Below are 13,627 nucleotides of genomic sequence, written 5' to 3'. Positions count from 1 at the left end.
TCCTGCACCGACCGGGGCGGCCACCGGACACGGCCGCCCCGGTGACACCTCAGCCCAGCTGCTTCCAGCCGTTGGTCAGCGCGTCGGTCAGGCCCGCGTCGTCGATCTGGTTGGCCAGGTACTTCTGGAACGCCGGTGTCGCCACCGTGCTCTTCCACTGGGAGTACTTGTTCACGAACAGGAACGGCGCCGACTGGAAGTCCTTGCCGCTCTTGAGGATCTGGTCCCAGCCGTTCTGGGAGCCCAGCTTGGTCGCCATCGCCTTCTGCGCCGAGGTGGTCGCCGGGATCAGCGCGTCGGCCTCGTTGACGGCCTCCAGGTTGTCGCTCGAGGTGAAGTACTCGAGGAACTTGACGGCCTGGGCGGCGTGCTTGGAGTCGGCGCTGACGGACAGCGTCTGCGGGTCCGCGGCCTGCGCCGCACCTTGGGGGCCGGCCAGAGGCGGCAGGACCACCCAGCTGAAGCCGGAGGGTGCGTCCTTGGCCATGCTGGCGGCCAGGTACGAGCCCTGGACCGTCATGGCGACCTTGCCACCGTAGAAGGCGGCGAGGGCTTCGGAGCCGGACTGGGTCAGCGTGACCGGCAGGATCGACTTGTCGTCGTAGGCCATCTGGTGCACCAGCTTGGGCAGCGCCAGCTCGTTGTCCCCGACGTGGATCGTCGCCTTGGTGCCGGTGCCGTCGAAGTACGTGCCGCCGGACCCGAGGCCGAGGGTCATGAACGTCGCCACGGGGCTCTTCAGACCCCAGCCGACCCCCGCGACCCCGTTCTTGGTGGTGGCCTTCGCGATCTGCCGGAACTGGTCCCACGTCATCGAGTCGCCGGTGGGGATCGTCACGCCCGCCTGGTCCAGGAGGGTCTTGTTGGCGAACACCATGTAGGACTGCACCTCCGTCGGGTAGGCGACGACCTTCCCGTCCACCGTCACCGAGGCGAGCAGCCCCTTGCCGATGTCGTCCTTCTTGGCCTGCGACATCTGGCCGGTCAGGTCCGCCAGGTAGCCGTCGGAGGCGAAGGACACGATCGAGGCGGCGTCGTCGTGGATGATGTCCGGCGCCGTCCCGCCGGCGAACTGCGTGGTCAGCTTGTCGTTGACGGAGTCCCAGCTCGCCTGGACGACGTTGACCTGGATGTCCGGGTTGGCGGCGTTCCAGCTGTCGACGATCTTCTTGGTCGCCGCGATGGTGGCGGGCTGGTCCGAGAGCGACTGGAACGTGAGCGTGACCGGTGCGGCCGCCGCGGCGGAGGAGGTGCCGGAGCCGGTCGCGGTGGCGCTGCCGCCGCCGCTGGAGCAACCGGCGAGGGCTACCACGGCTACCGCGGCGGCGATGAGGGGCATGCGGTGAACTGTCTTCATCGACGTTCCCTTCTGTTGGTCGGCGTCGCGCGCTGCGACGCCCTGTCGGGTGGGGGCCGCGGGCCTATCCCTTGACGGCTCCGGACATCAGCCCGCCCACCAGGCGGCGCTGGAGCAGGACGAAGAAGACGATGCTGGGGATCGCGGCGAGCACGGAGCCGGCCGCCAGGGGGCCGAGGGCGACCTTGCCCTCGCCGCCGACGAACATGCTCAGCGCGATGGGCAGCGTGTAGTGCGCCGGCGACTGCAGCAGCACGAGGGCGAAGAAGAACTCGTTCCACGAGGAGACGAAGGCGAACATCGCCGTCGCCGCGACGCCGGGCATCAGCAGGGGCAGGACGATGTGCCGCAGCACGGTGAACCTGCCCGCCCCGTCGATCGCACCGGCCTCCTCGAGGTCGCGTGGGATCGCCGTCACGTAGCCCTGCAGCATCCACAGCCCGAACGGGAGCGTGTACGTGGTGTGCACCAGGGTCAGCCCGACGAGCGAGTCGGTCAGGGCCACCGTCCGGAGCACCAGGAACAGCGGCAGGATGATCAGGATCACCGGGAAGACCTGGCTGACCAGGATCCAGCCCGTCCCGACGGCGCGCAGCGCCCCACGGACCCGCGCCAGCGCGTAGGCCGCGGGCATCCCGATCAGGACCACCAGCACCGTCGACGCCAGGGCGACCACCGCCGAGTTGCCCGCCGACCGGATCAGGCCCTGCCGTGCCAACGCGTCCGCGTAGTTGCCCCAGGCCCAGCCCCGCGTGGGCAGGAGCGAGACGGTGAGGGAGTTCAGCTCCCCCGACGACTTGACGGACGACGAGACGAGCCAGAGCAGCGGGAACCCGAGGAAGGCGATGTAGCAGGCCAGCGCGACGTACTGCGCAGGCCGGACGAGCGCCCGCGCCCTCACGGCTTGTCCTCGTTGCGCAGCTGGGACCACAGGTACAGGCCCAGGAGGGCGACGACCACCACGACGAGCACCACGCCCATCGCGGCGGCGTAGCCGATGTTCCGGTTCTGGAACGCCTCGATGTAGGTGAACAGCATCGGCAGCATCGTCTTGCCGCCCGGGCCGCCCTCTGTGAGGACGTACACCAGGCTGAACGAGTTGAAGTTCCAGATGAAGTTCAGCGACGTGATGGACGTGACGATGGGACGCAGGCTCGGCATCGTGACCGCCGTGAAGCGCCGCCACGCCCCGGCGCCGTCGATCGCGGCGGCCTCGTAGGTCTCGACCGGCACCTGCTGCAGCCCGGCGAGCAGGGTCACGGTGGTCTGCGGCATCCCCACCCAGACACCGACCGCGATGACCGCCGGCAGGGCGGTGGTGAACGAGCCGAGCCAGTTGGTGTCCCCGGGCAGCCCGATGGCCCTGAGCACCGCGTTGAGCGGTCCCGCGTTCGGCGAGTAGATCATCCGCCACATGATCGAGACGACCACGGGCGGCATCGCCCAGGGGACCAGCGCCAGGACGCGCGCCAGGCCCCGCAGCCGCAGGTCGGCGTTCAGCAGGAGCGCGAGACCCATGGCGGCGACCAGCTGCAGGACCGTGACGGAGACGGCCCAGACGATGCCGATGCGGAAGGACGACCAGAACATCGTGTTGTCGGCGAGCTTGGTGAAGTTCGCGGCGCCGACGAACGAGTAGTGCGGGTTGTGCACGAGCCGGGCGTCGGTGAACGCAAGAGCGACGCCGGCCAGCAGCGGGGCGACCGACAGCACGACGATGAGCAGCACCGACGGCGCGACGAGCACGGCCGTCTCCCGGCTCTGCCGGCGTCGGCCCGCCCCGGACCGTCGGCGTACGGGACGGTCGACGGACGCGCCGACGGTGAGCGTGCTCACGCCGGGCCGCCCGAGGACTCGCGGACGACCAGCCGAGGGGCCACGTGGACGCGTTGCGCCGGCCCGCTCTCGCCCGCGATGCGGCGCAGCAGCAGCTCGGCAGCGGCCCGGCCACGCTCCCTCGACCCGAGGGCGACGCTGGTCAGGCTGGGCGAGAACACGGCTGCGATCTCCGTGTCGTCCATGCCGGTGACCGCGACGTCGTCGGGCACCCGGACGTTCCGCCGGCGCAGCGCCTGGATGCAGCCGATCGCCAGGAGGTCGTTCGCCGCCACGATGGCGTCGGGACGTTCGGCAGCGGGGTCGTCGAGCAGACCGTCGACCGCCCGCGTGCCCGCGTCGACGGTGAAGTCGTCGGCGACCACCATCCCCGCCGCCGTCAGGTCATGGCGAGCCAGCGCATCCTCGAAACCCTGCAGGCGGCGAGAGGCCGGGGTGGTCCCCAACGGACCGTTGAGGAACAGCAGCCGCCGTCGTCCCACACCGACGAGCTGGTCGACCGCCAGGCCGATACCGGCGGCGGAGTCCGCCCACACCGAGTCGAGGGTGGTGTCCTGCTGCACTCGGCCGACGACGACCACCGGCACGGGAGCCTGCTCCATCTGCGCGGCCAGCGTGTCGTCGGAGCGCAGCGGGCTGATGACCAGACCGTCGACGACGCCCGATGCCAGCGAACGGATCACGTCCGCGGTGGACGCGACGTCGTTCCCCGTCGTCGCCACCACCACGTGGTAGCCCTGCGGCCCGACCACCTCGTGGATCGCCTTCATCATGTCCACGTACACGGGGTTGCCGATGTCGGCGACGGCGAAGCCGACCTGGAACGTGCGGCCCATCCGGAGCGAGCGTCCCGCCGCGTCCGGGTGGTAGCCGAGCTGCTCGGCCGCCGCCCGCACCTTCTCGATCATCTCCGGGCTGGCGCCCATGCCGTTCAGGGCCCGCGAGGTCGAGGCCAGCGACGCGCCGGCGAGGTTGGCGACCTCGTGCAACGTCGGGCGTCGACTCATTGCCGGCCTCTCCATCGAGTGAGACGGAAACGTTTCCGTCGGCTGGCGGATACGTTTCCAGACGAGGTGCGGGTTGTCAATGGGGAGGCCCGGTCCGGCGTGCCGGCGAGGCGGCGGGCGCGCCGGGGGGGCGGCGGGCGGCCGCTCGAACCGGCTGGGTCAGACCGGCGTGAGCACCACGATCGGGTTCGTGGTGGGCTTGAGGGAGCCCCCGGTCGGCTCGACGGTCACCGCGAGGGAGTCTCCTGCCGCGTAGCGGTGGGTGAGGACGACGTAGTCGTCCGGGGTAGCGCGCACGATTCGGGCGCCGGCGGCCATCACCGCGTCGGGGACCGGGACACCGTCTCGGACGACCCACAGCTGGTAGACCTTGCCGGGCCCCGGCTCCTGGAGCCCGGACGCCGTGAACAGGGCCCGGTCCCGGGACAGCACACCGACGACCGTGCCACCTCCGGGCACGTCTGCCCGGCGAACCTGGGCGAGCGGGTCGGCGAGCAGGTCGACGACCTCCTGCTGCTGCGCCTGGACGCGGTGGACCTCCTGGGTCTGACGCCAGGCGAGCACGCTGGGCACGGCCGCCGCGACGAGGGCTGCGGCAGCGGCGGCCACCCAGAACGTGCGGCGCGGGCGCCGCCGCACGGTGCCCCGCTCCCCCGCGACGAGGGCCGGCGTGGGCACCTGCCCTTCCTCCGAGATCCGGTCGAGCACGGAACGGCGCAGCTCCGGCGGTGGTGCTGCGGACGTGGCCGCGCCGAGCACGGCGGCGGTCGCGCGCAGCGTCTCCAGCTCGCGCGCCGCGTCGGGGTCGGCGGCGACGAGGTCCTCGACCCGGCGACGGTCGAGGTCGTCGACCGCGTCGAGCGCGTAGGCCGCGAGCAGGTCGCGCGGGTCGCTCGTGCCGTCAGGCGGGTCCGGGGTCGTCATCGCTCCACTCCCAAGCAGTCGCGCAGGCGGATGAGCCCGTCGCGGATCCGGGTCTTGACCGTGGCCACCGGGGTGGCGAGGTGGTCGGCGACCTCGCGGTAGGTGCGCCCGCCGTAGTACGCCAGCACCACGGCCTCGTGCTGGGTGGGGGTCAGCCCACCCAGGCACTGCCGCACCCGAGCACGGTCCATGGCGCCCTCGACCTCCTCCGCCACCACGTCGAACGGGCGCTCGAGGTGCGTGTCCATCACCCGTTGGTCGCGGGCTCGCTCCGCCTGGACGGAACGGACCCTGTCCACGGCCCGTCGGTGCGCCAGCGTCAGCGCCCAGGTCCGGGCCGAACCGCGCAGGCGATCGAACCGTGGGGCCGTGCGCCACAGCTCGAGCATCACCTCCTGCGTCACCTCCGCGGCGTGGTCGCGGTCCCGCAGCACCGCCAGGCACGTGCCGAAGACGCCCGACGACAGCGTGTCGTACACCTGGGCGAATGCCTGCTGGTCACCCCCGGCGGCGCGCTCGAGCAGGTCGTCGACCGAGGTGGTGGGTGGGACGTCCGCCTCGTCGGGCGCACCTCTCGACGCGGTGGGCATGAGCGTCAGTGTCGGGCACGTCGCCGCGCCGGGCGCGGCGAGCTGCCGGCTGGCTCGTTCGGTCACGGGTCCAGGTGGCCGAAGGCGATGACGTTGTCCACGTAGTGCCCCGTCGTGCGGTCGTAGGCACCGCCGCACGTGATGAGCCGGATCTCGGCCCGCGACGTGGCGCTGCCGTAGACGAGCTGCGTGGGGAACTGTGCCTTGGGATAGCGCGCGACCGTGTCGATCGTGAACGTGGCGACGGTGCCGTCCTGGCGGGTGACGTGGACCAGGGCGCCGGGCGTGAGCTCGCCGAGCCGGTAGAACACGGCCGGCCCGCTCTTGCCGTCCACATGGGCCGCGATGACGGCCGCTCCCAGCTGGCCCGGGGTCGGGCCTCCGGTGTAGTAGCCGGCGGTCGCGTAGTCTGTCGGCGGCGGCAGCACGCCGTCCGCGCCGACGCTCAGCGGGACGAGGTTCGTCGTGTGCACGCCGATGGCGGGGATGTCGAGCGTGACGGGGATCGACGCCGGCAGGATCGGGCCGAGGTCGGGTTCGGCGGCCGGCGCGGCGGTTGCCGAGGGCGTCGCCGGTGCCGGGAGGTCCGTCGGGGGGTCTGTCGGGCTGGGCGCCGCCGTCGCAGCCACCCGGCTGAGCGGCGGCGCCGGAGGCCCGGCTTGCGCGCGCAGCCCCACGACCAGGGTCAGGGCACCCGCCAGGGCCAGCCCCACGGCCGCCGCAACGAGCTGGCCGCGGCGGCCGTGGAACGTGGGGACCGAGGACATCACGCTTGCGTGCGTGCCCGACGCACGACGTACGCCCCGGTGCCGAGACCCGCGAGGAGCAGCGCACCGCCGGCGAGCAGCAGGCCCTGCTCCGGCCGCGCCGCCGCGCCGCCCCCACCTGTCGCCATGGCGCCGACGGGGGCCGCCTTCAGCACACCGCAGAGCGCGGGGTCCGTCGCCTCGGCCGGCAGCTTCGGGTCGAGGTCCGACATCGCGGAGCCGTCGTACTTGCCGTCGCCGTTGTAGTCGACGCCGTGGATGACGACGACCGCCTGACCCGCCAGGATCGCGGTGGCGACCTCGGGGGCCACGGTGATGTCGCCGCGCTGGTAGGAGAGGTTGCCGCCGGGCGCCGTGTCGAACCGGTCGACCGCGAGGGCGCTCGACGGGCTCGTGTCCCCGGTCTTGGTCAACGACACGACGACCGGGCCGTAGGCCGGGCCGCCCTCGGTGGTGGTGAGGTGCCCGTCCTTGTTCGCGTCGTCCGCCGCGGCGGGGCACTCGTGCCGGGCGTCGGCGCCGAAGTGGATGTGGGCGGCGTGCGGCTGGTCGGCGAGCAGGCCCTTGGCCGCCAGCGTGACGCTCACCACGTCACCCTTGACGGTGACCATGGCGGTCCCGCTGCCGTTGACGCCGTTGAGGGCGACGGGTGCCAGGTTGGCGTTGCCGCTGCCGTCGGCGGCCATCGCCGTGGTGACGCCGAGGGGCAGCAGGGCGGCCGCCCCGATCGCCGCGGAGGCCAGCTTGAGGCTCGTGCGCATGATGACTCCCTGTCAGGGCGGAACGCTCCGCCCACACGTGCGGGTACTGCGGACAGCAGTGGTTCGGCGCCCTCGGCCCGGCGGATTGGTCCGGGAACGGAGCAGTTGCGCGAGTCGGGCAGGCGGGCAGCCGGGCGGCGGGGACCGGCCTGCGGTGGGTCGGCCGTTGCGCCGCTGGAGTGAACTTCGCTGAACCGCGTGACCGTGCGCGGGCCCGGCACCGATATCACCGGTGAGAGGCGCTGCGACGGCGCAGCCCCACGGTTGCGGAGGGCACCATGAGCGGCACCTTGACGGGCGCGTTGCTGACGAAGGTCGCGGGGTTGAGCGTGGCCGGCAAGGCCGCGGTCGGCGTGGGGATCGCCGCGGTGGCGGTCGGCACTGCCGCGGCGGCGCCCGCGGTGGCACAGCAGTTCACCGGCTCGGCGGCCCTGCCGGTCCCGTCGGTGAGCGCGTCCGCGTCGGCCAGCCACGCGCCGAACGCGCACGCCAACCCGCACGCCACCGCCCACCCGGGCCCGAGCGACCTCCCCTCCGCCGCGGCGTTCGGTCAGAGCGTCGCCGCGGACGCCCGCGACGGTGGGGTGGACGGCCGGCAGATCTCTCAGCAGGCGCACGCCAAGCCGGGGCCGACGCACTCCGCGCGCCCGTAGGTCGGCGAACCGGCGCGCGCCGCAGGGCCGCCGGTGCAGCCCGGGACGCGTGCACCGGACGGGGTCGGCACACTGGCGCGGTGAGCGCTGTGGAGCGGGTCGCGTGACGACCACCGGTGCGGTCGCCGTCGAGCTCTACGGCCTGCCCCTGGAGCAGTTCACGGCTGCCCGCGACGCGCACGCCAAGGAGCTGCGCCGCGAGGGTGACCGGACGGTCGCGGCGCAGGTCTCCCGCCTGCCGAAGCCGAGCGTGGCGGCCTGGGCCGTCGACCTGCTCGTCCGGCACGAGCGGGACCTGGTGGAGCAGCTGGTCGAGGTGGGGGCTGCGCTGCGGGAGGCGCAGGAGACGCTGGCCGGTGAGCAGCTCCGCGAGCTCGACCGGGAGCGCAGGCGGCTGCTGACGGCGATCGGCCAGCAGGCACGGGCCCTCGCCGAAGCTCAGGGCCAGCACCTGAGCGACTCGGTGCTCGGCCAGGTGCAGGCAACCGTGCATGCGGCCATGGCGGACCCGGCGGCCGCCGCCGCCGTCAGGTCGGGTGTGCTGACCACGTCGCTGGAGACGTCGGGCTTCGGTCCGGTCGACGTCGACGGGGCCGTGGCCGTCGTCGGCGCAGCACCGCTGCCCCACACGCGGCGAGCGGCCGCTGACACCGAGCTGGCGACTGCTGGCGCTGGGAGATCGGAGCAGCGCCAGGAGGCGGCTGCCCGGCACCGGGAGGAACGACGCGGCGCGGAGCTCTCCGAGGCGCGTGCCGACCTGGCTGAGGCCGAACAGCTGGACCGCCGCGCCGCCGAGCAGGCCGCGACAGCGCACCGCGCCGTGCAGGAGCTGGACGAGCGGCGCGCGGCGCTCGCCGAGCGTGCTGAGGCGCTGCGGCACGAGCTGCAGGCCCTGCAGGCGGAGAACGACGCGCTCGCCGCGCGACTCGCGGGAGCCCGAGAGGCGCTGCGCGAGGCCGCGAACGCCTCGCGATCGGCCGGACGGGCGTCGCAGCGCGCCCGCGCCCGCGTCGAGCGGCTCGAGCACGAGGGCGCTCAGGCTCGACCGTCGTGAGGCGCACCGGTGATCCACCCGATCGAGCGCCGACGGCGCCGACGAGCGAGCAGTTCAGCCGTGACCGCCGCGGCTACCCCAGGATGTGGCGCATGGACCTGGTCGCACTCGCTCGCCGGATCGTGACCGAGCGGTTCCCGCAGGCTCGGGCGGCCGTGCTGGCCGGGAGCGTCGCTGCCGGGCGGGCCACCGCCACCAGCGACCTGGACATCGTGGTCCTGGCCGGCCCCGAGGACCGCGTCCGGGAGGCGATCCGGGTCGACGGTGTGCCGGTCGAGCTCTTCGTCCACACCGACGAGTCGGTCGCGTACTGGTTCGAACGGGAGCGTGAGCAGGGTGGCTGCACGCTCGCGCACATGCTGGCCACCGGCCTGCCGCTGGCCGGGGCGGAGGTGGCGCAGCTGCAGGAGCGGGCGCGCAGGCACCTGGCTGCCGGGCCCCCGGAGTGGACCGCGGAGCTGTTGGAGTACCGCCGGTTCGCGCTGACGGATGTGCTCGACGACCTCGCGGGCGCCACAGACTCCGGTGAGCGCGACGTCGTCGCAGGTCAGGTGCTGGTGATGGCTGCGGAGCTCGCCCTCGGCTCCCGGGGAGCCTGGCTCGGCACGGGCAAGTGGCTGCTTCGCAGGCTGCGGGAGAACGACCCTGAGCTCGCCGACCAGCTGCTCACCGGTCACCGTTCCGCCGTGGCCAGCGGCGAGGTGAGCGAGCTCATCCGCGTGTGCGACACGGTGCTCGACGGCGTCGGCGGCCGGCTGACCGAGGGCTTCGCTCGTCGCGGCAGCTGAGCGAGGCGACGGACCGCATCGGCAGCGGTGCAACCGCCGATGGTCAGGGTGGCGGCCGTACGGTCGTCGACGCCGTTGGGGGTGTGGTGCACGTCGCCGGCCGCTGCGATGGTCCCTCCGGCCTCGACGACGACGTGGTCGGCCACCGCGCGCGACAGGGCGCCGCCGAACACTCGGTCGCCCACCTCGAACCCGCTGACGCCGGCTCCGACGGCATCGACCGCCCCGGCGTAGTCCGTCCCGAACCCGCACGGGAGGCTGAGCCGGAAGCGCGCCGCAGTCGCCGGGTCCGACGTCATGAACCAGTCCATCGGGTTCAGGCCTGCCGCCATCACCCGGACCCGCACATGTCCCGGCCCCGGCTGCGGGACGGGGACCTCGCGGATCTGCAGCGCCTGTGGACCGTCGAACGACAGGAGCTGGACGGCCCGGCTCGTACTCGGTGGGGTGCTGGTCGGTCGGGACATGCGGGTGCCTCCTGGCGACGTGGGCGTGCGGCCCGCAGGTGCCGCACCCATCGCGCCAGGCTAACCGGAGCATGTTCCGATTCAAAGCCGGATGACCGATTCTGCTGATACCAGACCGCTTACACGTTCAGGAGTGTGCACCGTCCGCCGCATCCCCTCAGCGCCGGCTCGGGCGTACGCGCCTGCACGCGTGCATCAGCCGTCTCACGTTTCGAGTCTGATCGGTATTGACCGAAGTGATGCGCTGCTGTTCACTGACTGGCGTCCGCAGGCACCGCAGCCGGTGCCGTCGTCATCGCAGACGGGGGTCCGGTCATGGCGTTCCTGCGAACCAAGGCAGTGCTCTGCGCCCTCGCGCTGGGCGTGGCCGCCGTCGCCGTCTCCCCCGGCGCCCAAGCCGCTGGTGACCGGGCGGCCGCCGCGCAGACCGGCGCTCCCACCGCTGCCGCCTCCGGCGGCGGGACGCACTTCCTCGACGACGCGTCCTACCTCGCCGGCTTCAACGACCAGTCCTGGTACGAGTCGAACATCCCCTTCGTCGACCTGCCCGACTCGACGATCCAGTCCGTCTACTACTACCGCTGGCGCACCTTCAAGGAGCACCTGCGGTACACGAACCCGACCGACGGGTGGATCTCGACGGAGTTCCTCGACTGCTGCGGGTACGCGGCCCCCTACCAGGCGATCGACGCCGCAGCCGGGCACCAGATCACCGAGGGCCGCTGGCTGCGTGACACCAGCTACGACCAGGACTACGTGCGGTTCTGGCTCACGGGACCGGGTGCGGGACCCAAGCCCGCGACCGACGCCGTCAACGCCGACGCGACGGACTGGGCGCACGAGTACAGCTTCTGGCTGGCCTCCGCCGCCTACGGGCAGGCCCAGGTCAGCGGGGACTTCCGGCCGCTCGTCGCGATGCTGCCCGAGCTGGTGCGCCAGTACCGCGGCTGGGACAAGCAGCTCGACCCGACGCTGGGGCTGTACTGGTCGGTCCCGGTGTGGGACGCGATGGAGTTCTCGGCGTCCTCGTACCGGTCGAGCGACCCGTACCACGGCGGCGCGGGCTACCGGCCGACGATCAACGCGTACCAGTACGGCGACGCGGTCGCGATCAGCAAGCTCGCCGAGCTCGCGGGGAACACCGCCCTCGCCGCCGAGTACGCGACCCGGGCGAGCAACCTGAAGGCCGCGATGCAGCGTTGGCTCTGGGACCCGTCGCGCGGCTTCTACTACGCGATGGCGCGCGACGGCAATCCCGGTCACCAGCTGCTCGACACCCGCGAGGAGATCGGGTTCGTGCCGTGGCAGTTCGACGCGGCCGACTCGAGCGACTCGGGCGCCTGGGCGCAGCTGCTCGACCCGCAGGGGTTCGCCAGCGCGTTCGGGCCGACGACGGCGGAGCGGCGCAGCCCGCTGTTCATGTACCAGGCCGGGAGCTGCTGCCGGTGGGACGGACCGAGCTGGCCGTTCGCCACCGCGCAGACGTTGACCGGCCTGGCGAACCTGCTGGACGACTACCCGGCGCAGAGCACCGTCACCAGCGCCGACTACGCCGCCGCGCTGCACACCTACGCCGCGACGCAGATGCGCAACGGCGTCCCGTACGTCGCCGAGGCCCACGACCCGGACCAGCCGAGCTGGATCTACGACGCGTACGACCACAGCGAGGACTACAACCACTCCACCTACGACGACCTGGTGCTGTCGGGGCTGCTCGGCCTGCGTCCCAGCACCACCAGCCACCTCGACATCCGTCCGCTGGTGCCGTCGACCTGGGACCACTACCTCGTCGAGAACGTCCCGTACCACGGTCACCAGGTCACCGTGCTGTGGGACCGCGACGGCAGCCACTACCACCAGGGCGCCGGCCTGCGCGTCTACGTCGACGGCGCCCTGTCGACGACGTCTGCGACCCTGGCGCCGTTGAGCGTCGAGGTCGGCGCCGTCACCCTCGGCGCACGACCGACCGACGCGGCGCCCCGCCTGGTCGACGACGCGACGAACCCGCTGCGCACGGGCTACCCGATGCCGATCACCTCCTACACCTGGCGCTTCGACGACCCGTGGAACGCGATCGACGGCAAGGTGTGGTTCAACGAGGTGCCCGAGAACACGCGCTGGACCAACTACGCCTCTCCCAACGCCCAGGACTGGTACGGCGTCGACCTCGGGGTGCCGACGCCCGTCAGCGACGTGCGCTGGTACGGCTACGACGACGGCGGCGGGGTCCGGCCGGCGGCGGCGTACGAGCTGCAGTACTGGGACGGCGCCTCCTGGGCCGACGTGCCGGGTCAGACTCGTGACCAGGCTGCGCCGGTGGGCAACGGGCTGAACGAGATCACCTTCCCGGCCCTGACGACCAGCCGGATCCGCCTGCTGTTCACCAACCGGCCCGGCGCCTACGTCGGCGTCACGGAGCTCCAGGCGTGGAGCCCGTCCAGCGACGCGATGTCCGTCGGGATCGGTACGGGCAACCCGCTGCCGGTCGACGGTCCGACGACCGTACCGATCATGCTGCGGAACACGACTGCGCAGGCCCTGCGCCAGGTCGCGGTCACGCTGGCGGTGCCGGCCGGGTGGACCGCGACCCGTCCGGACCCGGTCCCCGCGATCGAGGGCGGCGCCACCGCCACGGTCCACGTCGTCCTGACCCCGCCGGCCGGCGACCGGGGCGGCACCCTCGCCGCCGTCGTCGCCACCGCGGATTACCTCGGTCCAGCGCACGTCGCGTCGAGCACGCACGCCCGGCAGAACGTCCGCACGGCCTTCCCCACCGGTCGCACCGACCCGGTCGGGTCGTGGCCGCTCGACGAGGGCTCCGGCACCGTCGCGCACGACACCGCCGGCGGGCACGACGCGACGCTCGTCGGCGCACCGGCGTGGGTGAGCGGCGTGTCCGGCTCGGCGATCCAGCTGGACGGCAGCAGCCAGTACGGGCAGACGAGCGGACCCGTGCTCGACACGGTCGGCAACTTCAGCGCCGCCGCCTGGGTGCGGCTCGACTCGACGGGCCACTTCGCCACCGCGGTGAGCCAGGACGGCACCACGACCAGCGGGTTCTTCCTGCAGTACTCGGCCGCGGACCAGCGCCTCGCGTTCTCCACCGGGGAGGGCCGTGCGCTCTCGGACGCCGCGCCCGTGGTCGGTCGGTGGTACCACCTGGTCGGCGTCCACGACGCGAACGCCGGCACCTACACCCTCTACGTCGACGGGCAGGCGCAGGCGTCGGTCAACCACCAGGCGCAGGGCGATGCGTCCGGCGGCCCGCTGGCGATCGGTCGGGCCTTCGCCGGAGGTGGGAAGACCGACTTCTGGCCCGGCGCCATCGACGCCGTGCACGTGTGGGACCGGGCGCTGACGCCCTCCGACGTCGCGGCCCTGCACGCCTCACGTACCTAGCAACGCTGCTCGCAGTCCTCCTGG

The 13,627-nt window shown here is 72.8% G+C and carries 13 protein-coding genes; 4 read left to right on the top strand and 9 right to left on the bottom strand.

From position 1 onward, the window contains the following. Nucleotides 1–49 precede the first annotated feature (49 nt). The 8 genes from QMF98_RS08720 to QMF98_RS08685 form a co-directional block, all read right to left on the bottom strand. Nucleotides 50–1,339, bottom strand: coding sequence for an ABC transporter substrate-binding protein (locus QMF98_RS08720; RefSeq protein ID WP_337972717.1), 1,290 nt, complete (start codon nucleotides 1,337–1,339; stop codon nucleotides 50–52). 82 nt (nucleotides 1,340–1,421) lie between these two features. Continuing rightward, a complete protein-coding gene (locus QMF98_RS08715) occupies nucleotides 1,422–2,258 on the bottom strand; it encodes a carbohydrate ABC transporter permease (RefSeq protein WP_337972716.1) in 837 nt (278 codons plus the stop codon). Next, complete coding sequence (locus QMF98_RS08710; RefSeq protein ID WP_337972715.1) at nucleotides 2,255–3,193, bottom strand: carbohydrate ABC transporter permease; 939 nt, start codon at nucleotides 3,191–3,193, stop codon at nucleotides 2,255–2,257. The genes QMF98_RS08715 and QMF98_RS08710 overlap by 4 nt, the downstream gene beginning before the upstream one ends. After that, on the bottom strand, nucleotides 3,190–4,200 hold the full coding sequence (locus QMF98_RS08705; RefSeq protein ID WP_337972714.1) for a LacI family DNA-binding transcriptional regulator: 1,011 nt from the start codon (nucleotides 4,198–4,200) through the stop codon (nucleotides 3,190–3,192). Before QMF98_RS08705 ends, QMF98_RS08710 begins: the two co-directional genes overlap by 4 nt. Before the next feature lie 159 nt (nucleotides 4,201–4,359). Beyond that, nucleotides 4,360–5,124 (bottom strand): anti-sigma factor, encoded by a 765-nt coding sequence (locus QMF98_RS08700; RefSeq protein ID WP_337972713.1) that lies wholly within the window; start codon nucleotides 5,122–5,124, stop codon nucleotides 4,360–4,362. Further along, nucleotides 5,121–5,714 carry an ECF RNA polymerase sigma factor SigK gene (gene sigK, locus QMF98_RS08695; protein ID WP_337972712.1) on the bottom strand — a complete coding sequence of 198 codons (594 nt, stop codon included), beginning with the start codon at nucleotides 5,712–5,714 and terminating at the stop codon, nucleotides 5,121–5,123. Before sigK ends, QMF98_RS08700 begins: the two co-directional genes overlap by 4 nt. 62 nt (nucleotides 5,715–5,776) lie before the next feature. Then, the gene (locus tag QMF98_RS08690) at nucleotides 5,777–6,481 is read right to left on the bottom strand and encodes a class F sortase (RefSeq protein ID WP_337972711.1); all 705 of its coding nucleotides are present in this window, start codon (nucleotides 6,479–6,481) and stop codon (nucleotides 5,777–5,779) included. Further along, nucleotides 6,481–7,242, bottom strand: coding sequence for a CHRD domain-containing protein (locus QMF98_RS08685; protein WP_337972710.1), 762 nt, complete (start codon nucleotides 7,240–7,242; stop codon nucleotides 6,481–6,483). Before QMF98_RS08685 ends, QMF98_RS08690 begins: the two co-directional genes overlap by 1 nt. Nucleotides 7,243–7,520: 278 nt before the next feature. On the opposite strand from QMF98_RS08685, the gene QMF98_RS08680 reads away from it, so the two are divergent. The 3 genes from QMF98_RS08680 to QMF98_RS08670 all read left to right on the top strand — a co-directional run bounded on the left by QMF98_RS08680 (nucleotide 7,521) and on the right by QMF98_RS08670 (nucleotide 9,737). Then, complete coding sequence (locus tag QMF98_RS08680) at nucleotides 7,521–7,895, top strand: hypothetical protein (RefSeq protein WP_337972709.1); 375 nt, start codon at nucleotides 7,521–7,523, stop codon at nucleotides 7,893–7,895. Between the two features lie 103 nt (nucleotides 7,896–7,998). Further along, entirely contained in the window at nucleotides 7,999–8,949 is a 951-nt protein-coding gene (locus tag QMF98_RS08675) for a hypothetical protein (protein ID WP_337972708.1), read from the top strand. Between the two features lie 92 nt (nucleotides 8,950–9,041). Further along, complete coding sequence (locus QMF98_RS08670) at nucleotides 9,042–9,737, top strand: nucleotidyltransferase domain-containing protein (protein ID WP_337972707.1); 696 nt, start codon at nucleotides 9,042–9,044, stop codon at nucleotides 9,735–9,737. Here the strand turns inward: QMF98_RS08670 and QMF98_RS08665 are convergent. After that, a complete protein-coding gene (locus tag QMF98_RS08665; protein ID WP_337972706.1) occupies nucleotides 9,623–10,204 on the bottom strand; it encodes an alcohol dehydrogenase catalytic domain-containing protein in 582 nt (193 codons plus the stop codon). The two genes, QMF98_RS08670 and QMF98_RS08665, sit on opposite strands and share 115 nt — an antisense overlap. 315 nt (nucleotides 10,205–10,519) lie before the next feature. Between QMF98_RS08665 and QMF98_RS08660 the strand changes: the two genes are divergently transcribed. Further along, on the top strand, nucleotides 10,520–13,603 hold the full coding sequence (locus QMF98_RS08660) for an MGH1-like glycoside hydrolase domain-containing protein (protein ID WP_337972705.1): 3,084 nt from the start codon (nucleotides 10,520–10,522) through the stop codon (nucleotides 13,601–13,603). Nucleotides 13,604–13,627 lie beyond the last annotated feature (24 nt).

Origin of the sequence: Cellulomonas sp. NTE-D12 (genome assembly GCF_027923705.1) — a bacterium.
Lineage (GTDB): Bacteria > Actinomycetota > Actinomycetes > Actinomycetales > Cellulomonadaceae > Cellulomonas.
Note: the sequence above shows the minus strand (reverse complement) of the source record. Positions and strands in the feature narration are given on the sequence as shown.

Excerpts from the sequence above, each read along its gene's own strand:
- QMF98_RS08720 (WP_337972717.1), bottom strand. The coding sequence starts at position 1,339 with ATGCCCCTCATCGCCGCCGCGGTAGCCGTGGTAGCCCTCGCCGGTTGC.
- QMF98_RS08705 (WP_337972714.1), bottom strand. The coding sequence starts at position 4,200 with ATGAGTCGACGCCCGACGTTGCACGAGGTCGCCAACCTCGCCGGCGCG.
- QMF98_RS08700 (WP_337972713.1), bottom strand. The coding sequence starts at position 5,124 with ATGACGACCCCGGACCCGCCTGACGGCACGAGCGACCCGCGCGACCTG.
- sigK (WP_337972712.1), bottom strand. The coding sequence starts at position 5,714 with ATGCCCACCGCGTCGAGAGGTGCGCCCGACGAGGCGGACGTCCCACCC.
- QMF98_RS08690 (WP_337972711.1), bottom strand. The coding sequence starts at position 6,481 with ATGTCCTCGGTCCCCACGTTCCACGGCCGCCGCGGCCAGCTCGTTGCG.
- QMF98_RS08685 (WP_337972710.1), bottom strand. The coding sequence starts at position 7,242 with ATGCGCACGAGCCTCAAGCTGGCCTCCGCGGCGATCGGGGCGGCCGCC.
- QMF98_RS08680 (WP_337972709.1), top strand. The coding sequence starts at position 7,521 with ATGAGCGGCACCTTGACGGGCGCGTTGCTGACGAAGGTCGCGGGGTTG.
- QMF98_RS08670 (WP_337972707.1), top strand. The coding sequence starts at position 9,042 with ATGGACCTGGTCGCACTCGCTCGCCGGATCGTGACCGAGCGGTTCCCG.
- QMF98_RS08665 (WP_337972706.1), bottom strand. The coding sequence starts at position 10,204 with ATGTCCCGACCGACCAGCACCCCACCGAGTACGAGCCGGGCCGTCCAG.
- QMF98_RS08660 (WP_337972705.1), top strand. The coding sequence starts at position 10,520 with ATGGCGTTCCTGCGAACCAAGGCAGTGCTCTGCGCCCTCGCGCTGGGC.